We start from the raw sequence: 22,595 nt of genomic DNA, 5'->3' as shown, positions 1-22,595 counted from the left end.
TGAACTTGAAATTTGGCTTCAAAATATAAATGGACGGATTTATTTTGGATTTTATTTGTTATTTTGACCTGCCTCTATATAGGTAACCATGATTTGTTTCCTCTCAATCATCAAGAAATCTCTCTTCGAGGTAGTTCCTGGGGGTCTGTACTTGCCTTATATCACTTGCTATTTATTGATAAGTTTGTTATCTCGAATCGAAAATAAATATGAGGTATATGCCTGACTGGCTACTTTTAATATTGATTTTGGAGGAAGATTTTGTCTCTATTATTTATTATTTTAAATTTATTTATCTTGTACAAGATTTATTCTTTGAGGCGGGAGAAATCGAAATACTTGATTTATACGGCCTATATCATATTTGGGGTAAATGTAGTATATGGTATTCAATGGTTATTAAAAGAACTGATTTCAAATATTTCCTCTTAATGTGTATAGAAACTCCAGTGATTTTTGCATAACAAAACGCATAAGATTAAGGTTTGAGTACCTGTTCTTATGCGTTTTTGTAATATTGAAGATTTTCGGTAAGTTTTATACCTTTGGGAAGTCTAGTTTAGAATGCTTTCCCAACCAGAATCTCAGCCTCAATAGTAATCTCTGTCAGTTGGCTCCAGTCAATCTTGCTCTGGTCAACGTGAAAGAGGAGAGGAGTCATACTGAGTAGGGCTTGGAGTTGTTCTACTGTGATAGTCTTAGTCAGAGAGGCAGTTTGGTTAGATAGGATGGTAAAGTGTTCTTGGAAATGATTTTTGATATTTTGGTTGGAATAGTCCTTGTTTGTCAGCTGGTCTTGCACCTTCTGACGGATTTCCTTGAGGTGATTTTCAGTTGGGATAACCTTGATCAAGATACCGTCTTTGGATAAAACGCGACGAAATTCTCCATAGTTGGCAGGTGAAAAGATATCTAGTAGGATATCCATGCTGGTGTCTTTTATAGGAAGACGAGCCAAGTCACCAACGAACCAATTGACTGCCCAGTTGGGTTCACTTTTAGCAGCGATTTGGACTGAATCTTTGGAGATGTCAAAGGCATAGAAAGTTTTTTCAGAGTGACTTTCTTGTAGTTTGCGAGAATAGAATCCTTCACCACAACCGATATCCAAAATTGTTGTGGTTGTTTTTGAGCTTGCAAGCAAGTCAGATACAGCCTCTAAGATAGCGTGGTAAAAGCCTGCTTCTAGGACTTGTTGGCGGTTTTGAAAGTTTTCTTTGTCGTAGTTGGCAGATTGCTTGGTTTGATGTGCCAGATTGACATAGCCAAATTTTGCCAAGTCGAAAGAATGACGGTTGCAGCATTTGAGACTGCTCTCTACCAGAGTCAGATTTTCTTGGCAGATAGGACAGGCAAAGGCAGCCGCAGAAGCAAAACGCTGGAGTTTAGGTTTGAGGTTTATATTCATAGTTTAAGTGTATCAAAAGAGGTAAATGAAAGCAACTTTAGGATGATTTGTAATAGAATTAAATAGTAGTATCATTACTTTTCAAAGTGCCAAAATTAAATTGCTTTTATATCTAAATTGCTATATAATAATGATAAGGAGGAAATAAGTATGTTAAAAGAAGTATTGACTGTCGCAAAAGTTGCGAAAAAATCATCACTCTTTTTAGGTGGTGTTGCATTTGGTACCCTTGGTTTGAAAATCTTGGCAAGTAAGGAAGCTAAAAAAGGTTATTCTAAAGCTTTGGCTAAGGCTTACAAGTTGAAAGACGAGCTAGATGCATCTGTTTCTGTTGTGAAACAACATGGAGACGATGTCTTGCAAGATGCCAAATATTTATACGAGCAAGAGAAAAAAGAAGAGCAATTAGATAGCCTTATAGGAGAATAATATGTCTTTTAAAGTGCTACATAGAGGATACCAACATATCCGACTATCATCTTCTTTTTCACTCACCTTGGATATTCAAGACTATCTTCGTTCCTTGGCGAGAGATGAAAAGGGGATTGAGTCTATCCAGTTTTACATGGATCAACAGCACTTTACTCTACGTATAAAAGAAGGCTTTTCTGTATTAGATAATGCAGAAGCCTTTTTAAAAAGAATTGACAAAGGGAAAGTTTCTGAGTTGATGACTCTTCCCATTCGTAGAGAAGAGAGTGCTTATTCTATTGTTTCAGGTGCAGCGATTAAGCGTGTGCTTTTTCGTAGTTTTGTGCCGTATCCTATTCGCTATATATGGACTTGTTATCAGGCTTTTGGTTATATTAGAGAAGCCTATCAAACACTAGCGCGTAAGGAACTAACGATGGAAGTCTTGGACTGTTCGGCGATTTTATTGTCCTTGTTTATGAACCAATCCAAGACAGCTAGTAATATCATGTTTATGCTTGATTTGGGGAATCATTTAGATCAGTGGTCCTTGAAAAAAACTGCAACAGATTTAGAACAGAGTCTTCTTGCAAAAGAGAGCGACGTATTCTTAGTACAGGGGGATACGGTTGTTAGTATCAAGAGTTCCGATGTTCAAATAGGAGATGTCTTGGTCCTATCTCAAGGAAATGAAATTCTGTTTGATGGACAAGTAGTTTCAGGTTTAGGTATGGTCAACGAAAGTTCCTTGACGGGAGAGAGTTTTCCAGTTGAAAAAAGAGAGTCTGATTTGGTTTGTGCAAATACAGTATTAGAAACTGGAGAGTTGCGCATTCGTGTAACCGATAATCAGATGAACAGCCGGATTTTACAACTGATTGAGTTGATGAAGAAATCTGAAGAAAACAAGAAAACGAAACAACGCTATTTCATCAAAATGGCGGACAAGGTCGTCAAATATAATTTCTTGGGGGCTGGGCTGACTTACCTATTAACAGGTTCTTTTTCTAAGGCTATTTCTTTCCTATTGGTCGATTTCTCCTGCGCTTTGAAAATCTCTACTCCTGTAGCTTATTTGACAGCTATCAAGGAGGGGTTGAACCGTGAAATGGTGATTAAGGATGGAGATGTTCTGGAGAAATATCTGGAAGTTGATACTTTCTTGTTTGATAAGACGGGAACAATCACAACTAGTTATCCTATAGTTGAAAAGGTGTTACCTTTTGGGGACTATAGTGAGGAAGATATTCTCAGAATCAGTGCCTGTCTTGAGGAACACATTTATCATCCTATTGCTAATGCCATCGTCAAGCAAGCCGAGATAGAGGGGATTGAACATGAGGAAATGCATGGGAAACTCCAATATATCGCAAGCAAGGGGATCAAATCTCATATCGATGGCCAACCAGTTCTTATTGGGAATTATGTCTTGATGCAGGATGAGCAGATTCATATCAGTTTGGAACAAAATGCTTTAATTGAAGAGTACAAGAGTCACTACAATCTCTTATTCTTGGCTTATCAGAATGAATTGATTGGAATGTTCTGCATTCATACTCCTTTGAGAAAAGAAGCAAAAGCAGCCTTGGAGAAACTTAAGGCACAAGGGAAAAAATTGATTCTGGCAACAGGGGACACCTTGGTTAGGACAGAGCAATTAGTCAAAGATTTGCCCTTTGATCAGGTTTATACAGATTTGAAACCTGATGGGAAATTTGAGTTAGTAGAGGAACTGCAGAAAGCAGGTCACACTATTTTGATGGTTGGGGATGGGTTGAATGACTCAGCTGCTCTAACCCTATCAGATATCGGTGTGGTGATGAATGAGAGTGCAGATATTTCTAAGCAGATGAGCGATATTTTATTGTTAGATAATCGCTTGGATTTCTTCCAAGAGTTGGATTCGCTATCATCATCTTTGCAAACACTCATCAAGAAGAATATTCAAGATACCGTTGTCGTAAATAGTAGTTTGATTGGCTTTGGCTTGTTTAATTGGCTCAGTCCTTCAAATCTCTCTATCTTACATAATCTAACAACCTTACGCATTGTACTGCGTAGCCTGTCTATTAAGGGATAGGTGGGGACTATTAACAGCAAAAAGGAGTTACCTTTCTCGAGGGTAACTCCTTTTTTTATAGGTAAATGTTGAACAGTTTAGTAAGTCAATACAAAGTATTTTTTCTTTCCACGACGGATAACAGTCAGTTCGTTCTCTAACTTATCAGTGTCACTCAAGACATATTCAAGGTCTTGGATACGGTCGCCATTTAAGTAAATGGCTCCGTTTTGGACGTCTTCACGGGCTTGGCGTTTTGAGTTAACCACACCAGATGAGACGAGCAGTTCCACGATATTGTGATTTTCGTCTGCCTGTACTTGGTAGTTTGGCACACCACGAAGTCCTTGTTTAAGTTCTTTAACAGAAAGGTTTTTGATGTTTCCTGCAAAGAGCTGCTCAGTGATGTTGAGGGCTTCTTTGTAGGCTTCTTCGCCGTGAACAAGTGTAACGACTTCACGAGCCAAGACTTTTTGAGCCAAGCGTTCGTGTGGCGCTGCTTCAAATTGTTTACGAATGTCTTCAATCTCATCAAGTGACAAGAAAGTAAAGATCTTCAAGAAGCGAACAGCGTCTGCGTCCATCACGTTCATCCAAAATTGGTACATTTCGTATGGAGAAGTCTTTTCAGGATTGAGCCAGACTGCGTTTCCTTCTGATTTACCAAATTTCTTACCAGTTGCATCTGTGATCAGTGGAACAGTTATAACGTGGCCAGTCTTGTCAGCTTTACGACGAAGCAATTCAGTACCAGCTGTCATATTTCCCCACTGGTCAGAACCACCGATTTGTAGCGTTACGTTGTGGTCTTGGTTAAGGACGAAGAAGTCGTAACCTTGCATGATTTGGTAAGCGAACTCAGTGTAAGAAATCCCTGTTTCAATCCGTTTTTTAACAGATTCCTTACTCATCATGTAGTTGACCGTGAAGTATTTTCCAATATCACGGAGGAAGTCAATGAAGCTGATGCTGCCAAACCAGTCGTAGTTGTTGACCATGACAGCCTTGTTTTCCCCATTTTCAAAGTCAAGAAAACGAGAAAGTTGTCCTTGGATAGACTTGACCCAGCCATCTACTGTGTCTTTTGTTTGGAGACTACGCTCAGCATCTTTGAAGGACGGATCTCCGATGAGACCTGTAGCACCGCCAACGAGCGCATAAGGTTTGTGACCTGCTAGTTGCAAGCGACGACTTGTCAAGATTGCGACAAGATGGCCTAGGTGAAGGCTGTCAGCAGTTGGATCGTAGCCAGTATAATAAGAAACTTGACCTTCTTCTAGGGCTTTACGCAAAGCTTCTTCATCAGTCGTTTGAAAAATCAAACCACGCTCTTTTAGCTCATCAAAAATGTGCATGTGTCTTTTCTCCTTTTTAAAATTATTGTTTCTAACTATTGTATCACAAACTTGGGCAATAGCCTAGCAGAATAGGGAAGAAAGTGGCTATTTTATTGAAAGTTTCCCTTTTATGGTATAATAGATAGAGTGAGGAAATCCATGCAAAATCAATTAAATGAATTAAAACGAAAAATGCTGGAATTTTTCCAGCAAAAACAAAAAAATAAAAAATCAGCTAGACCTGGCAAGAAAGGTTCAAGTACCAAAAAATCTAAAACCTTAGATAAGTCAGCCGTTTTTCCAGCTATTTTACTGAGTATAAAAGCCTTATTTAACTTACTCTTTGTACTCGGTTTTCTAGGAGGAATGTTGGGAGCTGGGATTGCTTTGGGGTACGGAGTGGCCTTATTTGACAAGGTTCGGGTGCCTCAGACAGAAGAATTGGTACATCAGGTCAAGGACATCTCTTCTATTTCAGAGATTACCTATGCGGATGGGACGGTAATTGCTTCCATAGAGAGTGATTTGTTGCGCACTTCTATCTCATCTGAGCAAATTTCGGAAAATCTGAAGAAGGCTATCATTGCGACGGAAGACGAACACTTTAAAGAACATAAGGGTGTAGTACCCAAGGCGGTGATTCGTGCGACCTTGGGGAAATTTGTAGGTTTGGGTTCCTCTAGTGGGGGTTCAACCTTGACCCAGCAACTGATTAAACAGCAGGTGGTTGGGGATGCGCCGACCTTGGCTCGTAAGGCGACAGAGATTGTGGATGCTCTTGCCTTGGAACGCGCCATGAATAAAGATGAGATTTTAACGACCTATCTCAATGTGGCTCCCTTTGGCCGAAATAATAAGGGGCAGAATATTGCAGGAGCTCAGCAGGCGGCTGAGGGGATTTTCGGTGTCGATGCCAGTCAGTTGACTGTTCCTCAAGCAGCATTTTTAGCAGGACTTCCACAGAGTCCCATTACTTACTCTCCTTATGAAAATACTGGGGAGTTGAAGAGTGATGAAGACCTAGAAATTGGCTTAAGACGGGCTAAGGCAGTTCTTTACAGTATGTATCGTACAGGTGCATTAAGCAAAGACGAGTATTCTCAGTACAAGGATTATGACCTTAAACAGGACTTTTTACCATCGGGCACGGTTACAGGAATTTCACGAGACTATTTATACTTTACAACTTTGGCAGAAGCTCAAGAACGTATGTATGACTATCTAGCTCAGAGAGACAATGTCTCCGCTAAGGAGTTGAAAAATGAGGCAACTCAGAAGTTTTATCGAGATTTGGCAGCCAAGGAAATTGAAAATGGTGGTTATAAGATTACTACTACCATAGATCAGAAAATTCATTCTGCCATGCAAAGTGCGGTTGCTGATTATGGCTATCTTTTAGACGATGGAACAGGTCGTGTAGAAGTAGGGAATGTCTTGATGGACAACCAAACAGGTGCTATTCTAGGCTTTGTAGGTGGTCGTAATTATCAAGAAAATCAAAATAATCATGCCTTTGATACCAAACGTTCGCCAGCTTCTACTACCAAGCCCTTGCTGGCCTACGGTATTGCTATTGATCAGGGCTTGATGGGAAGTGAAACGATTCTATCTAACTATCCAACAAACTTTGCTAATGGCAACCCGATTATGTATGCTAATAGCAAGGGGACAGGAATGATGACCTTGGGAGAAGCTCTGAACTATTCATGGAACATCCCTGCTTACTGGACCTATCGTATGCTTCGTGAAAAGGGTGTGGATGTCAAAGGTTATATGGAAAAGATGGGCTACGAGATTCCTGAGTACGGTATTGAGAGCTTGCCAATGGGTGGTGGTATTGAAGTCACAGTTGCCCAGCATACCAATGGCTATCAGACCTTGGCTAATAATGGAGTTTATCATCAGAAGCATGTGATTTCAAAGATTGAAGCAGCAGATGGTAGAGTGGTATATGAGTATCAGGATAAACCGGTTCAAGTCTATTCAAAAGCTACTGCGACAATTATGCAGGGATTGCTGCGAGAAGTTCTATCCTCTCGTGTGACAACAACCTTCAAGACGAATCTGACTGCTTTAAATCCTACTCTGGCTAATGCAGATTGGATTGGGAAGACTGGTACAACCAACCAAGACGAAAATATGTGGCTTATGCTTTCGACACCTAGATTAACCCTAGGTGGCTGGATTGGGCATGATGATAATCATTCATTGTCACGTAGAGCAGGTTATTCTAATAACTCTAATTACATGGCTCATCTAGTAAATGCGATTCAGCAAGCCTCCCCAAGCATTTGGGGGAACGAGCGCTTTGCTTTAGATCCTAGTGTAGTGAAATCGGAAGTCTTGAAATCAACAGGTCAAAAACCAGGGAAGGTTTCTGTTGAAGGAAAAGAAGTAGAGGTCACAGGTTCGACTGTTACCAGCTATTGGGCTAATAAGTCAGGAGCGCCAGCGACAAGTTATCGCTTTGCTATTGGCGGAAGTGATGCGGATTATCAGAATGCTTGGTCTAGTATTGTGAGGAGTCTACCAACTCCATCAAGCTCCAGCAGTTCAAGTAGTAGTTCTAGCGATAGCAGTAACTCAAGTGCTACACGACCTTCTTCTTCAAGGGCGAGACGATAATTCTCTAAATGAAGTGGCGAATCAATGGATTGCCACTTTTTTCTTTTTTCCTTTCGTGTTACAATAAAGGTATGAATCAGTATCAGAAAAAGATTGTTAAAGGAACTATTTATTCGCTCCTATCCGGCTTAATCTGGGGAATCTGTGGAATTCTAGGAGAGTATTTCTTTACTCATTACCAGGTGTCTTCTGGCTGGATTACCTCTATGCGATTGACACTAGCAGGGAGTCTTGTACTCATTTGGTCTGCAATACAATTAAAATCGCAAGTGCTAGATATTTGGCGAGACAAGAAAAATTACCTGCCCTTTTTAGCCTATGCTATTTTGGGGATTTTTTCAGTTCAGTATTTTTTCTATCTCTGTGTAGAATACTCAAATGCTACGACAGCAACTATTTTACAGTTTATTAGCCCTGTCTTTATCCTCTTTTACAATCGCTTGGTTTATCAAAAACGAGCGTCAAAAAGCGCTGTTTTCTATGTTTTGGTTGCCATGCTGGGTGTTTGCTTGATGGCGACAAAGGGAGATCTCTCTCAGTTATCCATGACACCACTAGCCCTTGTGACGGGCTTACTGAGTGCTATGGGTGTTATGTTTAATGTTATCTTGCCCCAGCCTTTTGCGAAGCGCTATGGTTTTGTACCCACGGTTGGGTGGGGGATGATTTTGGCAGGTTTATTTAGCAATGTTCTCTCGCCAGTGCATCAGCTTTCCTTTACTCTTGATATTTGGAGTATCTTGATTTGTCTCATTATCGCTTTCTTTGGGACGGCTTTTGCTTTTTTTATTTCCATGAAGGCGGTGTCCTTGGTTTCTCCTTTGGTGGTTTCCGTTATCAGTGCCAGTGAACCTCTCTCTTCTGCTCTCTTGAGTGTTTTGTTCTTAGGCCTGGTAGTGGATTGGTCACTCCTTCTAGCTATGGCCTTGATTATTTTACCCATGATATTTTTGTCTATAGAAGAAGCGAAAGAAAGTAGATAAAAAGTCTTTTCTTAATTCTAAAAGTGTGCTATACTAGAATAGTCAATAAAACACGGGGAGATAGTTGTGAAGAGTGTTTTTAGGTTGTATCGGTAGGGGTTTGCTTTTACCGACAGCACGTTTTATCTCACATCCCTAAAAAATCATACCTAAAAACAGACAAAAAGGCTTCAAATTTGAGGCTTTTTTTGGTAGAATAGTTATCATTATAAAGAATGAGAGGTTTTTTTATGACTGCTACAAAAATGAATGCTCAAGAAATTATCCAATTTATCGCTAATGCTGAGAAGAAAACCAGTGTGAAAGTAACTTTTGAGGGACAACTCGCAACTGCTGTACCTAGCTCGGTTGTTAGACTAGGGAATGTTTTATTTGGAGACTGGAAGGACGTGGCTCCGCTTCTCAATGGTTTGGTAGAAAATCAAGACTATGTTGTTGAGCAAGATGCTCGCAATTCTGCAGTTCCTTTGCTAGATAAACGTGCTATCAACGCTCGTATCGAGCCAGGCGCTATTATCCGTGACCAGGTAGAAATTGGTGACAATGCTGTTATCATGATGGGAGCTGTTATCAATATCGGTGCTGAAATCGGTGCAGGAACCATGATTGACATGGGGGCTATCCTTGGTGGCCGTGCCATCGTTGGGAAAAACAGCCACGTTGGTGCAGGTGCAGTTTTAGCAGGTGTGATTGAGCCAGCTAGCGCAGAACCAGTCCGTGTTGGAGACAATGTTCTTATCGGTGCCAATGCAGTGGTTATCGAAGGAGTCCAAATCGGTAGTGGTTCAGTTGTCGCAGCAGGAGCTATCGTTACCCAAGATGTTCCAGAAAATGTAGTAGTAGCAGGTGTTCCAGCTCGAATTATCAAAGAGATTGATGCCCAAACTCAACAAAAAACAGCGCTAGAAGATGCGCTTCGTACCTTGTAATTGTAAAAGAAAAATAGAGGCGGAACCCTTTTCCAGCCTCTTTCTGCTATATGGGAGGATAGATAGATGTTAGATTTGATTCAGATTAGACGAGATTTGCACCAGATTCCAGAGATTGGCTTGGAGGAGATCAAAACTCATGCTTATTTGCTGGATGTGATTGAGAAATTGACTGCGGGCAAGGAGTTTGTTCAAGTTCGTACTTGGCGGACAGGGATTTTGGTTTATTTGCAGGGAAGTCAGCCAGAGCGTACCATTGGTTGGAGAACAGATATTGATGGTCTGCCTATCGTCGAACAAACAGGCCTTCCTTTCGCTTCTCAGCACCAAGGTCGTATGCACGCTTGTGGCCATGATTTCCACATGACCATTGCCTTGGGCTGTCTTGAGCGCGCCCTTGAGGAGCAACCAAAGAACAATCTGCTCTTTTTGTTTCAGCCTGCTGAAGAAAATGAAGCTGGTGGTATGCTCATGTATGAGGATGGTGCTTTTGGAGATTGGTTACCAGATCAATTTTATGGCCTCCATGTTCGACCAGATTTGAAAGTCGGCCAGATTGCGACTAATACTCATACACTCTTTGCAGGGACTTGCGAGGTGAAGATCCGTTTCAAAGGAAAAGGTGGCCACGCAGCCTTTCCACATGAAGCTAATGACGCCTTGGTGGCCGCTAGTTACTTTGTAACCCAGGTGCAGTCAGTTGTCAGCCGCAATGTTAACCCAATCGAGGGAGCAGTGGTGACCTTTGGAGTTTTCCAGGCTGGAACAACAAACAATGTCATCACAGACACAGCCTTTTTACATGGAACTATTCGGGCCTTGACACAGGACATGAGTCTCTTGGTGCAAAAAAGGGTCAAAACAGTTGCAGAAGGTGTTGCAGCTGCCTTTGATATGGAAGTCGAAGTGGAACTCAAGCAAGGTGGATACCTACCTGTTGAGAACAATCTAGCCTTGGCGCGTGAACTGATGGACTTTTTTGAAGAGAAAGACGGAATTGAGTTGATTGATATCGAGCCTGCTATGACAGGCGAGGACTTTGGTTATCTCCTTTCAAAGGTTGATGGCGTGATGTTTTGGCTGGGTATCGATAGTCCCTACGCCCTTCATCACCCTCAGATGGCTCCTAAGGAAGAAGCATTAGCTATTGGGGTGGATGCGGTCTCTAGTTTCCTGAAAAAGAAGGCAGCAGAGTAGAGGGGTTGTCTATGAAATCGGAACTACGCAAGCAAGTCTTGCAAGAAATGAAGGCTATATCTCAAGAGCAAAAACAGGCTATAGAGCAAGCTTTAACCGAGCGGCTTTTACACCATCCCTTCTACCAAGAAGCCAAGGTCATCGCAACCTATCTCTCTTTTCCGCACGAATTTCAAACGCAGGGATTGATTGAGCAGGCGCTGAAGGATGGCAAGAAGGTTCTGATACCCAAAACCTATCCCAAGGGGCGCATGGACTTTGTGGTCTATGATCCGCAACAACTGGTCAAAACTTCCTTTGGCTTACTGGAACCACAGGGAAATTTGGAAGTGGTGGATGCCTCTCAGATTGATTTGATTCATGTCCCAGGGCTGGCTTTTACGATGGAAGGCTATCGGATTGGCTATGGCGGAGGTTATTATGACCGCTATCTGGAACAGTTTACTGGTCATACTTTGAGTACGGTTTATCATTATCAAGTTCAGGATTTTATCCCTGAAAACCATGATATTCCTGTTCAGGAGGTTTTGATTGATGAAGGAAATCTTTGATAGGCGTTACCCTGTGACGAGTTTCTTTCTTTTAGTGACGGCCGTGGTATTTCTACTAATGTTGGTAACTACAGGAGGAAACTTTGACAGGGCGGATACTCTATTTCGATTTGGAGCCATGTATGGGCCTGCCATTCGCCTCTTTCCCGAGCAAATTTGGCGTCTCTTTTCGGCTATTTTTGTTCATATTGGGTGGGAGCATTTCATTGTTAATATGCTTTCACTTTATTATCTTGGAAGGCAGGTAGAGGAGATTTTCGGTTCTAAGCAGTTTTTTTTTCTCTATCTTTTATCAGGAATGATGGGCAATCTCTTTGTTTTTGTATTTAGTCCCAAATCCTTAGCAGCAGGTGCATCCACCTCCCTTTATGGTCTATTTGCCGCGATTATCATTCTTCGCTATGCAACTCGTAATCCTTATATCCAACAGCTAGGACAGTCTTATCTGACACTTTTTGTGATTAACATTATTGGAAGTGTTCTGATTCCAGGAATCAGCCTAGCAGGCCATATCGGAGGTGCAGTTGGTGGTGCATTTCTAGCAATTATCTTTCCAGTTAGAGGAGAAAGACGGATGTATAGTGCTAGTCAGAGACTGGTAGCGTTAGTCTTGTTCGTAGGACTCGCAGTCTTACTTCTCTACAAGGGAATGGGATGAAAATTTGTGAAATGAAAAAAGATAAGGCATTTTTTGAACCTTATCTTTTTTTATTTTATACTCAATGAAAATCAAAGAGCAAACTAGGAAGCTAACCGCAGGCTATACTTGAGTACGGCAAGGTGAAGCTAACGTGGTTTGAAGAGATTTTCGAAGAGTATTATTCCTTCTCAGCCAATTCTTTTCCCAGTTGGATGAGGTAATCTTTTAAGTCATCTTTGACTTGTGGATGTTTGAGGGCGTAGTCAATAGATGTTTTCATAAATCCAAACTTATCCCCAACGTCGTAACGAGCTCCTGTAAATTCACGGGCAAAAACACGCTGTGTTTTATTGAGCGTATCAATAGCATCAGTAAGTTGGATTTCATTTCCAGCACCAGGAGCTTGCTTTTCGAGGATATCAAAAATCTCAGGTGTGAGTAGATAGCGACCGATGATTGCAAAATCACTTGGTGCATCTTCGGTCGCTGGTTTTTCAACGAAAGTTTCAACGCTATAGAGTCCGTTGATTCCTTCACCTTGAGGAGCAATGACTCCATATGATGAAACGTCTTCGTGTGGTACGGGCATGACAGCAATGGTTGATGCGTGTGTCTTTTCGTAATCCTTCATCAGTTGTTTTGTCAAAGGAACGGCGTTCTCATCTGTGATGTCCATAAGGTCATCACCCAGCATAACAACGAAGGGCTCATTCCCTACAAAAGCTTTGGCTTGTAGGACAGCATCTCCAAGACCACGAGGGTGAGTTTGGCGGATGAAATGAAGGCGCATGCCAGTTGCTTCATCTACTAATTTTAACAGATCTGTTTTACCTTTTTCTTTGAGGTTGTACTCAAGCTCAAAATTTGAATCAAAGTGGTCCTCAATAGAGCGTTTTGATTTACCAGTGACAACCAGAATATCTTCAATACCTGATTTGAGAGCTTCTTCCACGATAAACTGGATAGTTGGTTTGTCTACAATTGGCAACATTTCTTTAGCAAGGGCCTTGGTTGCTGGTAAAAATCGAGTTCCTAGTCCAGCGGCAGGAATGACTGCTTTTCTAACTTTCAGTGCCATAAGAATCCTTTCTCTAGAGGGTTAAGACCACTCATTTTCTGCTTTAAATTCATTGTTCATGATATTATAAATGGCATCTTTGATATTGGTTCCTTGGTAAATAACTTGGTAAATGGCATGCGTAATCGGCATATAGACTCCAAGTTCTTGCGCTAGCTCATAGGCTGCTCGAGTCGTTGAAATTCCTTCAATCACCATGCCCATATTGGCTTCGATATCAGCTAGGGATTCTCCACGACCAAGAGCATCTCCGGCTCTCCAGTTACGAGAGTGGATGGAGGTTCCTGTTACGATCAAATCTCCCATACCAGATAAGCCGCTATAGGTCAGTGGATTAGCCCCGAGTGCTACCCCTAGGCGGGTGATTTCTGCCAAGCCTCGAGCGATGATGGCTGCCTTAGCGTTGTCACCAAATCCCAAACCATGTAAAGCTCCGGCACCGACAGCGATAATATTTTTGAGAGCACCAGCGGTTTCGACCCCGATAACATCCGTATTGGTATAAAGTCGGAAGTAGTGATTACTAAATAGCTCCTGAACGTATTGAGCTGTTTGTAAATCTTTAGAAGCAGCAGTTATTAAAGTTAGGTCACGCACAATGGTCTCTTCTGCATGACTAGGTCCTGAAACAACGACGATATCACTACGGAGATGTTCAGGAATTTCTTCTTCAAGAATGGTTGATAATCGTTTATGGCTATCAGGTTCTAATCCCTTTGATGCGTGCATGATGATAACCTTATGGTCCAAGGTTTGTGCAACTTGTTGGGCAACAAGTCGTGTCACTTTTGTTGGGACAACAAACAAAATCGCATCCACATCTCTCAGTGCCTCTGCTAAGTCGGTGTAGGCAATGATATTTTCATCTAGAACGACATCTTTAAAGTAGTGTTTGTTAGTATGATTGGTATTAATTTCATTGATTTGCTCGGGAAGATTTCCCCAAATACGTACCTCGTGTCCATTGTCATTTAAGACTTGTGAAAGGGCAGTTCCCCAAGAACCAGGTCCCAAGACGGCGATGGTTTGTTTTTCCATGATTTCCTCCTTAATAGAGTCCTTTCTCTTATTCTATCATATTCTGAGGGATTTTGCACTTGCATTACTGGGGTATGGTGGCTTTGTTACTTGAAAAATATACAAAAACCGAGACGAAGGGATAAACTCTTAGTCTTTAGTTAAAGTGAGAAGAAATCTGATAGATAGTTTGATTCAGTATATGCTTATAATAGAGGTAAACAACTCAGGAGGTTCTTGTAGCTTGCGAGAGTTTGGCGAAAAAATTAAAAGATTACGTTTGGCTAAAAAAATCAGTCGTTCAGAATTTTGTGGCGATGAGTCTGAATGAAGTATCCGTCAATTAATTAGAATTGAAAATGGAGAATCCAGACCAATACTAACAAAGTTAAAATATATTGCTGAACGTTTGGAGGTTGAAGATTACAAGTTGATGCCAAGTTATATAGAGTTGGATAAGGAATACCTAGAATTGAAGTATTTCTTGATGAGGACTCCTACATACGAAGATGAAACTATCGCCCAAAAGAAAGAGAGTGTTTTTGATAAGATTTTTGAAGAGTATTATGATAGGCTACCTGAGGAAGAAAGATTTATCATCTCAAATTATTCATATCTGGCACTAACGAACTACACAGTTCAAAAATTACCAGAAAAGCTAGTTAAACTACTGTCCTTCTGGTGATTTTGCTTAATTTCTGATGTTCGAGACATGATTGAGGAGATTTGTCTTGATTTTTTCCTAAAAAAGGGCAGACTCCTCCCTTGGTTTGATGCTCGATTTTTAAAATAAGGTGACTTATTGTTAGGCATGTTTTCCCCTGCCCTCTAGCTCTATATGGAATAGGGAGTATCAGATTTATCTGGCAGATTGTATCAAATAAGGCTTGAAATTGTTTTGAATAGGCGTATAGACTTGAGAATTTGAGAATATGTCGTCTAGCAGTAGAGACATATTTTCCGGCAATATGAAGGAAGAGAGGTCGAAAACGCTTGATAGTCAAGGCCTTTACTTCATCACCAGCTAGCTGCTTTAAAAAGAGGTAGAGATTATAAGCCAGATAGCCCATCATCATACGTACTTCATTCTTAACCATGGTCGAACTATCTGTCTTATCCCCAAAGAATCCTGCTTTCCTTTCTTTGATAAAGTTTTCAGCATTCCCTCGTTCACGATAGAATTGAAACAGCTCCTCACTATCTACACTGCTTAAATTGGTCAAATGAACTTTTTTACAACCATAAAAAAGAGCACTTAATCGTACTCTTCTCTTTTAAGGATTAGTTGAATTAATTCAAATCCACTAGTTCTCCTGTTTCTAGGTAGACTAGGCGTTCACAAATGTTAGCAATGTAATCAGCGAAGCGTTCCAGATGACCTATGATATAAAGGTATTGAGTTCCATTGGGAATTGAGGTTTCTTGGTCTTTCATAAGTCCAATGATTTCCTTTGATAAGGCATAATAATATTGGTCAATCTGTTCATCTTTTTGAGCAATACTAATAGCTTTTGAGGCTTGGTGCAAAGGAAAGGCAACCAATAAATCGGCCAGCATGCTGAGGGATAATTTACCCATTTGGTGTAACTGTTCTTCGTCAGGGGCTAGTTGATTTTCTTTTAGTTGCAAAACAGCTTTGGCAATGCCTGCCATATGGTCTCCCATACGTTCAAGGTCTGAACAAGAAGACATGATGCTAATCACAAATCGAAGGTCAGACACTTGTGGCTGCTGCAAGGCTAACAAACGGGCACAGGCCGATTCGATAGCGCTTTGACTTTGGTTGATAGCATGATCCTTATTGATAATTAGCTCTGCCATATCCTTGTCTTTGGAGTCTAAGGCCAGTAAGGCTTTTGAAGCTGTTTCAAGGACAAGTTGTCCTAGTCCTAAAAAGGATTGTTCTAATTCATGCAATTCTAAATCAAATTGATTTCTCATAGGTTTTTCCTTCCTTATCCGAACCGTCCTGAAATATAGTCTTCTGTGCGCTGATCTTTTGGATTGGTAAACACGTCAACGGTATCTCCAAATTCGCAAATTTCTCCTGTTAAGAAAAAAGCAGTTTTATCTGAAATACGTGAAGCTTGTTGCATGTTATGGGTAACAATGATAATCGTATAATCCTTTTTTAGTTGCTGAATGAGGTCTTCAATTTTTAAAGTGGAGATAGGGTCTAAGGCTGAAGTAGGCTCATCCATTAACAGAATATCAGGTTCTACTGCTAAAGCTCGCGCAATGCAAAGGCGTTGCTGCTGACCGCCTGATAAGGACATGGCACTCTTTTTAAGATTATCTTTGACTTCGTCCCAAATGGCTGCCCCTTTTAAAGATTTTTCCACTAAGGCATCTAATTGTTTTTTGTCTCGAATACCATGTGTCCTTGGGCCATAAGCCACGTTATCATAGATAGACATGGCAAAGGGATTAGGCTGTTGGAAAACCATCCCTACACGCTTACGTAGCTGATTAAGGTTGAATTTGCTACTATAAATATCTTGCTCATCTAAGAGGACTTGGCCTTCAATATGGCAAGAAGGAACCAAATCGTTCATCCGATTAAGGGTTTTTAGAAAAGTTGATTTACCACAACCAGATGGGCCTATCAAGGCAGTAATCTGTCTTTCTGGTAATTGAATCGAAATATTTTTTAAGGCTTGAAAGTCCCCGTAAAATAAGTCTAGGTGTCTGACTGAAAATGTTCCCATACTAGGAAGCTCCTTTCACAAGTTTTCGAGATAATAAGCTTGATAGAGTATTTATCATTAAAACAGTAATAATCAAAATCACACCGGTAGCATAGGCTTCATTGACATGTAGCCCCTCACTTGACAGCATATACATATGCAGGGCTAGAGAACGACCTGAAGACATGAGACTACTTGGCGTATTGGTAGAGGTACCTAATGTATACATGAGGGCAGCTGTCTCACCAACGATACGGCCAATAGCTAGTATCACTCCAGCTAAAATACCTGGCATGGCAACTGGTAGAACAATTCTAAAAACAGTCCGTAACTTACCTGCCCCAAGTCCATAACTTGCTTGACGCATGCTATCACTAACAGATAAAAGGGCTTCTTCTGTTGAGCGAATAATGACTGGCAACACCATGATGACTGAGGTTAAGATTCCTGATAACAGAGAGTATTGAAAACCTAAGAAGACTACAAAGAAGAGCATGCCAAACAGACCAAAAACAATGGAAGGAATCCCAGACAAGGTATCTGAGGCCAATCGCATGATTTTAACACAAAGGGAATCTTTTTTTGTATATTCCACAAGATAAAAACCAGCAAAAATCCCTATGGGCAAGGCTAAAAGAAGAGCACCAAAGACCAGAATAACGGTGGAAATAATCGCTGGCATAAGGGAAATGTTCTCAGAAGTATAAGTCCAAGAAAAGAGGGATAGACTTAGATGAGGTAAGCCTTTGATGAGGATAAAACCAATGATTAAAAAGAGAGAGCCAAAGGTTAAAGCTGAAAAACAATAAACGAGAAGTTTTAGCAGGTATTTACTCATAAGATGATTTTCCTTTCAAGTAGGCAAAGTAGGCATTAATCAAGAGAATAAGGAAAAAGAGAACTGCTGAGGTTGCAATAAGGGCTTCCCTATGCTGACCTGATGCGTAAGCCATTTCCAGAACAATATTGGTTGTTAAGGTTCTGGTTCCTGAAAAGAGCCCACTTGGAATAATCGGCTGGTTGCCTGCCACCAAAATAACTGCCATGGTTTCACCTACTGCGCGACCGATTCCTAAAATAACTGCTGATAAAATACCAGATCTCGCAGCTGGCAAGATGACACTAAAAATACTCCGTTCATGACTAGCTCCTAGAGCCAAGCTACCAGAATAATACGTTTTGGGAACTGTTCGGATAGCAGATTCTGACAAACTGATAATGGTTGGCAAAATCATTATTCCTAATAGTAACGAAGCGGTTAGGACACTCATGCCATTTCCTAAAAAGGTTCTAATCCAAGGCACCAATAATTGTAGGCCGAAAAAACCATAAACAATAGATGGAATGGCCGCCATCAAGTTGATAGCTGATTTTAAGAAGCCATAGACGGGCTTTGGACAATAATAAACCATAAACACCGATGTCAAGATGCCTGTTGGCACCCCAATCACAATCGCTCCTAAGGTAATTAATAAGGAACCAACGATCATTGGTAAAATACCATAGCTTGCCGGAATGTTCGTTGGCGACCAATCACTGCCTAATAAAAAACGGGCAAAGCCGTAGTTAGCCATGAAAGGTAAGCCATTACTAAAAATAAAGAAACAGATTAGCAAAATAGCTACAACAGCTACTGTTGCACTCATGAAAAAAATTGCCCTAAAAACTGCTTCTTTGAAGGCTTGTTTTGTCACATTTTGTCCTTTCTAGTGAAGAAAGTAAGGGAGATGCGACACCTCCCTACTTGCCTTCTTTATCTTATTGTACGATGAAACGTCTGCATCTCTTTAGAGATTTATGGAGCAAACATTTTATTTAATTTTGTCCCAGGTGGTTAATTTGCCACTAAAAACGTCTGCAAGTTTAGCCATACTGACTTGGCTTGCCTTATTGTCATTATTGACCACAACAGCAATACCGTCTAAAGCAATAGCATCATGGCTGAGACTCTCACCTTCTTCAGGAGTTAATTCCCTAGAAACCATACCAATATCAGCGGTTTTCTCCTTAGCAGCGGTAATACCTGCTGAAGAGCCATTAGAGGTAATATCAATCGTAACTTCTGGATTTTCTTTTTTATAAGCTTCTGCTAATTTTTCCATTAAAGAAGATACTGAAGTGGAACCTACAACAGACAACTTGCCTGATAAGTGTTGGCTTGTATATTCTGTGGTTTCGGTTTTAGCTTCAATAAATTTATTATCTGTGACCACTTGTTGACCTTGTTTGGAGTGGATAAAGCTGATAAAATCTTGACCTAGCTTGGAAAGATTAGAAGACCAAACAATGTTGAAGGGACGTTGAAGAGGGTATTTACCATCTAAAACTGTGTCTCGACTAGCCTTGATACCATCAATCTCTAAAGCCTTGACAGATTTCGTTAAAGATCCCAAGGAGATGTAGCCGATAGCATTAGCATTCCCTTGAACTGCTGAGAGAACACCTTCTGTGCTATTTTGAATCACAGCTGTTTTGGCAGTGTTGTCAATTTTTTTATCACCGTCTTTTTTGAGAATCCCTGTGATTTCTGTGAAGGCACCCCGTGTTCCAGAGCCATTTTCTCGTGAAATCACCTCAATCGTTTCTGAAGCTGACTGTTTGGAAGCAGATGACTGATTGCCACAGGCAACAAGCCCAAATCCTGATAAGCCAATGGCTGCAAGAGTAAGCATTTTTTTGAATTTCATAATAATCACCTTTATTTCTATGTATTTTTCTTGTGTAGGATTACTACACTTATAGTCTAACAAGTCTTTGTAAAGGTTTATCACTGATTCATGTAAAGATTGTGTAAAGAATCAAAAAAAGCCACTTTTGAAAAGTGGCTGCTCCTAAAAATAGCTTTAAAAATTATTAGTCCTGTGCGAAAGATTGGTTAGGAAGAAAAATCGTGAAGCAACTGCCTCTGCCAAGCTGACTCGTCACCGTGACTTGGCCACCTAATAATTGACTAAGTTCTTTGACAATAGCAAGGCCAAGACCAGTGCCACCAGTTTGTCTGCTTCGACCTTTATTAACTCGGTAAAAACGTTCAAAAATACGATCCTGCTCTAATTGACTAATACCAATCCCTGTATCTGACACAGAAATCTTAATGCCTTCGTTCACCTTTTGGGTCTTGACCTCAATTTTTCCCCCTTGTTCAGTGTAACGGATGGCATTGGTTAAAAGATTGAGTAAGATTTGGGAAAGTAATTGACTATCTGATACGAGGGTGACATCATCTGGCACCTGCACCTTTAGCTGTAAATCCTTCTTCTTGAGCTGAGGTTGCAAGCTTTGAGTCAAATCCTGTACAAATTCTGCCAAAGAAAGGGTCGTCCATTGTACAGGCATTTGTTGAGCCTTAGATAAGGTAAGAAGATGCTCAACAATATGCTCAAGACGCAAGCTTTCTTTGTAAATAATGTCTAGAAAGTCATCCTTGAGCGCTTCTTCTTCAACTGACATCCCCTTAATGGTTTCAGCAAAGCCCTTAATCGAAGTAACTGGTGTCCTCAACTCATGGGAGGCATTTGAGACAAAGGCTAAATTTAACTTTTCATAAGTTCTAATCGTTGTTAAATCATATAGCAAGACGAGCACAGCTTCCACAGATTGGGTGGGGCTAAAAACGGGAACTGCTGTCACTTCTAAAATCAAGTCACCCTCATGAAACCCACTTACTTCTTGTTTTAACCTTGTTTTTTGATCAAAGGCTTGGTGAACTAAATTCCGAATATCCATCCGTTTGAGGTCATCAAGTGAACTTATGTCGCCGTCCACATCGGGAAAATAATGAGGCAGAGAGCGACTGGATAATAACATCTGACCTTGAGCGGAAACTAAAAACGTCCCCATGGTTAGGTGCGACAGGAGAACCTCCATTGTTTCGGCTAGGTCCTTGTATTGCTGATCCTGTTGGGAGACTTTGGTTTTTAGGCCAGACACATACTGAGCCAAAGACTTTAAGTCTTCTTGCCCTTTTTCTAAAAAGTATTCACTACTGGTCAAGAGAGGTTGGTGCAAGGTCTCAAAAGCAACTTCCCATTTCCAAAGGCAAAAGAGCCAGTAGCTACCTAGTCCCAAAGAAAGGGCTAGAAGAAAGAGACCGATGCCTTTACTGATCCAAGTTAATGCCATCCCTGCAATCAGAATGAGGCTAACACTTAGATTGACTAGCCAAAATTGAAGGTAGCGTTTCATCTATAACTCCTTGAACTTATAACCATAACCCCGAATGGTTCGAATAAATTGAGGGGCTTTAGGATTGTCTTCAATTTTTTCCCTCAACTTACCAATATGAACGTCCACCAAACGTGTTTCCTGCCCAAAGTCATACCCCCAGATACGTTCCAAAAGACGCTCTCTAGTCAGTGTCATGTTGGGATGTTTCATAAGATAGAGCAAGAGTTCAAATTCTTTTGGGGTCAAACTCAGTAACTTATTCGCCTTGTAGACTTCATGACGCTCAGGGTATACTTTCAAGGTCCCAAATAGCCAAGAATCGTCAGCGATATTATCTGAATCATCTCCTTCTTGTTCTCCTTTAGTTCGCCTGAGGACAGCCTTGACACGCGCCAGCAATTCTCTAGGGCTAAAAGGCTTTGTCAGGTAGTCATCAGCCCCTAATTCCAAGGCCAAAACCTTATCAAATTCATCACTTTTCGCAGAAACCATCATAATTGGAGTTTTGACGCCTTTGGCTCTCAGCCGCTTACAAACTTCTATGCCATCTAATTGTGGTAACATGATATCAAGCAAGATAAAATCAAAGGGTTCTGTTTCTGCCAAAGCTAAGGCCTTCCGTCCATTTGTTACCAATTGAGTAGAAAAGCCTTCCTTACTTAAATGGTAGTCAAGCAATCTCAGAATGTGTTCTTCATCATCCACTAATAAGACTTGTTTTGTCATCTATTATCTCCTATTGGTAACATTATAACACAATTATCAGAAATCCTAACATTGCTAAATCAGATTAAATTTGCTTATCAAGACTAGGATCTGGTCAAACGCTCAATCATCTCCTTGTGCTCTAGATAGGTCGCCAGTAGATCTACCCTTTCAAATAATTCAAAATCCTCAAATTCAAAACCAGGAGCAACAAGACAAGAAACCAGAGCATAATCCTTATCAACTTCAAGAACTCCTCTCAGTTCTGAGGACACGGTAATGATTGATGCGACGGAAGTAAAAATCAATCGTCCTAAAAAAACAATTAGCGAATGATTCTGGTAAAAAGAAATGCCACGCTATGAAGGCTCAGGCGATTGTCACAAGCCAAGGGAGAATTGTTTCTTTGGAGATCACTGTGAACTATTGTCATGATATGAAGTTGTTCAAAACGAGTCGCAGAAATATCGGACAAGCTGGTAAAATCTTGGCTGACAGTGCTTATCAAGGGCTTATGAAGGTATATCCTCAAGCACAAACTCCACGTAAATCCAGCAAACTCAAGCCGCTAACAGCTGAAGAGAAAGCCTATAACCATGCGCTATCTAAGGAGAGAAGCAAGGTTGAGAACATCTTTGCCAAAGTAAAAACGTTTAAAATGTTTTCAACAACCTATCGAAATCATCGTAAACGCTTCGGATTACGAATGAATTTGATTGCTGGTATTATCAATCATGAACTAGGATTCTAGTTTTGCAGGAAGTCTATTATTTGGTTAGGTGAATTAGTGAAGCGTTTAGG

21 protein-coding genes and 3 pseudogenes are annotated in these 22,595 nt (G+C 40.7%); 11 read left to right on the top strand and 13 right to left on the bottom strand.

Annotated elements, in window-relative coordinates:
• Positions 1-12: 12 nt before the first annotated feature.
• Entirely contained in the window at positions 13-207 is a 195-nt protein-coding gene (locus HT678_RS11975; RefSeq protein ID WP_101514605.1) for a hypothetical protein, read from the top strand.
• 352 nt (positions 208-559) lie between these two features.
• Here the strand turns inward: HT678_RS11975 and HT678_RS07675 are convergent, their stop codons facing one another.
• Complete coding sequence (locus tag HT678_RS07675) at positions 560-1,408, bottom strand: putative RNA methyltransferase (protein WP_101514606.1); 849 nt, start codon at positions 1,406-1,408, stop codon at positions 560-562.
• A 150-nt stretch (positions 1,409-1,558) separates the two neighbouring features.
• On the opposite strand from HT678_RS07675, the gene HT678_RS07670 reads away from it, so the two are divergent.
• Together HT678_RS07670 and HT678_RS07665 are read left to right on the top strand one after the other, a co-directional pair.
• Positions 1,559-1,837: a DUF6110 family protein gene (locus tag HT678_RS07670; RefSeq protein ID WP_000910909.1), complete on the top strand. Its 279-nt coding sequence runs from the start codon at positions 1,559-1,561 to the stop codon at positions 1,835-1,837.
• Position 1,838: 1 nt separating this feature from the next.
• Positions 1,839-3,899 (top strand): heavy metal translocating P-type ATPase, encoded by a 2,061-nt coding sequence (locus tag HT678_RS07665; protein WP_101514607.1) that lies wholly within the window; start codon positions 1,839-1,841, stop codon positions 3,897-3,899.
• A 77-nt stretch (positions 3,900-3,976) separates the two neighbouring features.
• On the opposite strand, the gene tyrS is transcribed toward HT678_RS07665, so the two are convergent.
• On the bottom strand, positions 3,977-5,233 hold the full coding sequence (tyrS, locus tag HT678_RS07660; protein WP_000546883.1) for a tyrosine--tRNA ligase: 1,257 nt from the start codon (positions 5,231-5,233) through the stop codon (positions 3,977-3,979).
• Positions 5,234-5,374: 141 nt separating this feature from the next.
• Between tyrS and pbp1b the strand changes: the two genes are divergently transcribed.
• The 6 genes from pbp1b to HT678_RS07630 all read left to right on the top strand — a co-directional run bounded on the left by pbp1b (position 5,375) and on the right by HT678_RS07630 (position 12,158).
• On the top strand, positions 5,375-7,840 hold the full coding sequence (gene pbp1b / locus HT678_RS07655) for a penicillin-binding protein PBP1B (RefSeq protein ID WP_172924801.1): 2,466 nt from the start codon (positions 5,375-5,377) through the stop codon (positions 7,838-7,840).
• Between the two features lie 71 nt (positions 7,841-7,911).
• Entirely contained in the window at positions 7,912-8,823 is a 912-nt protein-coding gene (locus tag HT678_RS07650) for a DMT family transporter (RefSeq protein WP_166728196.1), read from the top strand.
• 230 nt (positions 8,824-9,053) lie between these two features.
• Positions 9,054-9,752, top strand: a complete 699-nt coding sequence (gene dapD / locus HT678_RS07645; RefSeq protein ID WP_000127477.1) for a 2,3,4,5-tetrahydropyridine-2,6-dicarboxylate N-acetyltransferase — start codon at positions 9,054-9,056, stop codon at positions 9,750-9,752.
• A 66-nt stretch (positions 9,753-9,818) separates the two neighbouring features.
• The gene (locus HT678_RS07640; protein WP_172924799.1) at positions 9,819-10,949 is read left to right on the top strand and encodes an N-acetyldiaminopimelate deacetylase; all 1,131 of its coding nucleotides are present in this window, start codon (positions 9,819-9,821) and stop codon (positions 10,947-10,949) included.
• An 11-nt stretch (positions 10,950-10,960) separates the two neighbouring features.
• A complete protein-coding gene (locus HT678_RS07635) occupies positions 10,961-11,500 on the top strand; it encodes a 5-formyltetrahydrofolate cyclo-ligase (RefSeq protein ID WP_172924797.1) in 540 nt (179 codons plus the stop codon).
• The gene (locus HT678_RS07630) at positions 11,484-12,158 is read left to right on the top strand and encodes a rhomboid family intramembrane serine protease (RefSeq protein ID WP_000658506.1); all 675 of its coding nucleotides are present in this window, start codon (positions 11,484-11,486) and stop codon (positions 12,156-12,158) included. The genes HT678_RS07635 and HT678_RS07630 overlap by 17 nt, the downstream gene beginning before the upstream one ends.
• 160 nt (positions 12,159-12,318) lie before the next feature.
• On the opposite strand, the gene galU is transcribed toward HT678_RS07630, so the two are convergent.
• Positions 12,319-13,218 carry a UTP--glucose-1-phosphate uridylyltransferase GalU gene (galU, locus tag HT678_RS07625; protein ID WP_001185619.1) on the bottom strand — a complete coding sequence of 300 codons (900 nt, stop codon included), beginning with the start codon at positions 13,216-13,218 and terminating at the stop codon, positions 12,319-12,321.
• A 21-nt stretch (positions 13,219-13,239) separates the two neighbouring features.
• The gene (locus HT678_RS07620) at positions 13,240-14,256 is read right to left on the bottom strand and encodes an NAD(P)H-dependent glycerol-3-phosphate dehydrogenase (RefSeq protein WP_050197613.1); all 1,017 of its coding nucleotides are present in this window, start codon (positions 14,254-14,256) and stop codon (positions 13,240-13,242) included.
• 412 nt (positions 14,257-14,668) lie between these two features.
• On the opposite strand from HT678_RS07620, the gene HT678_RS07615 reads away from it, so the two are divergent.
• Positions 14,669-14,920, top strand: coding sequence for an arginyl-tRNA synthetase (locus HT678_RS07615; RefSeq protein WP_172924795.1), 252 nt, complete (start codon positions 14,669-14,671; stop codon positions 14,918-14,920).
• Between the two features lie 151 nt (positions 14,921-15,071).
• Here the strand turns inward: HT678_RS07615 and HT678_RS07610 are convergent.
• From HT678_RS07610 to HT678_RS07570, 9 genes and pseudogenes are all read right to left on the bottom strand, one after another.
• Positions 15,072-15,464: pseudogene (locus HT678_RS07610) on the bottom strand (transposase); the annotation flags it as partial.
• 61 nt (positions 15,465-15,525) lie between these two features.
• Complete coding sequence (phoU, locus tag HT678_RS07605) at positions 15,526-16,176, bottom strand: phosphate signaling complex protein PhoU (RefSeq protein WP_050223198.1); 651 nt, start codon at positions 16,174-16,176, stop codon at positions 15,526-15,528.
• Between the two features lie 14 nt (positions 16,177-16,190).
• Entirely contained in the window at positions 16,191-16,943 is a 753-nt protein-coding gene (gene pstB, locus HT678_RS07600; RefSeq protein WP_000536446.1) for a phosphate ABC transporter ATP-binding protein PstB, read from the bottom strand.
• Position 16,944: 1 nt separating this feature from the next.
• The gene (gene pstA / locus HT678_RS07595) at positions 16,945-17,760 is read right to left on the bottom strand and encodes a phosphate ABC transporter permease PstA (RefSeq protein WP_000049768.1); all 816 of its coding nucleotides are present in this window, start codon (positions 17,758-17,760) and stop codon (positions 16,945-16,947) included.
• Positions 17,753-18,616, bottom strand: a complete 864-nt coding sequence (gene pstC, locus HT678_RS07590; RefSeq protein WP_000165893.1) for a phosphate ABC transporter permease subunit PstC — start codon at positions 18,614-18,616, stop codon at positions 17,753-17,755. Before pstC ends, pstA begins: the two co-directional genes overlap by 8 nt.
• 117 nt (positions 18,617-18,733) lie before the next feature.
• Positions 18,734-19,609: a substrate-binding domain-containing protein gene (locus HT678_RS07585; protein WP_023939915.1), complete on the bottom strand. Its 876-nt coding sequence runs from the start codon at positions 19,607-19,609 to the stop codon at positions 18,734-18,736.
• A gap of 166 nt (positions 19,610-19,775) precedes the next feature.
• On the bottom strand, positions 19,776-21,107 hold the full coding sequence (locus tag HT678_RS07580) for an ATP-binding protein (protein ID WP_023939913.1): 1,332 nt from the start codon (positions 21,105-21,107) through the stop codon (positions 19,776-19,778).
• The gene (locus HT678_RS07575; protein WP_000166478.1) at positions 21,108-21,815 is read right to left on the bottom strand and encodes a response regulator transcription factor; all 708 of its coding nucleotides are present in this window, start codon (positions 21,813-21,815) and stop codon (positions 21,108-21,110) included.
• Positions 21,816-21,898: 83 nt separating this feature from the next.
• Positions 21,899-22,039: pseudogene (locus tag HT678_RS07570) on the bottom strand (cupin domain-containing protein); the annotation flags it as partial.
• Between HT678_RS07570 and HT678_RS07565 the strand changes: the two are divergent.
• Positions 22,032-22,545: pseudogene (locus HT678_RS07565) on the top strand (transposase); the annotation flags it as partial. The pseudogenes HT678_RS07570 and HT678_RS07565 overlap by 8 nt on opposite strands.
• Between the last annotated feature and the right edge of the window lie 50 nt (positions 22,546-22,595).

The organism is Streptococcus sp. 3167 (assembly GCF_013277175.1).
GTDB lineage: Bacteria > Bacillota > Bacilli > Lactobacillales > Streptococcaceae > Streptococcus > Streptococcus pseudopneumoniae.
The sequence above is the reverse complement of the archived record's forward strand: the minus strand, read 5'-3'. Positions and strand labels throughout refer to the sequence as shown.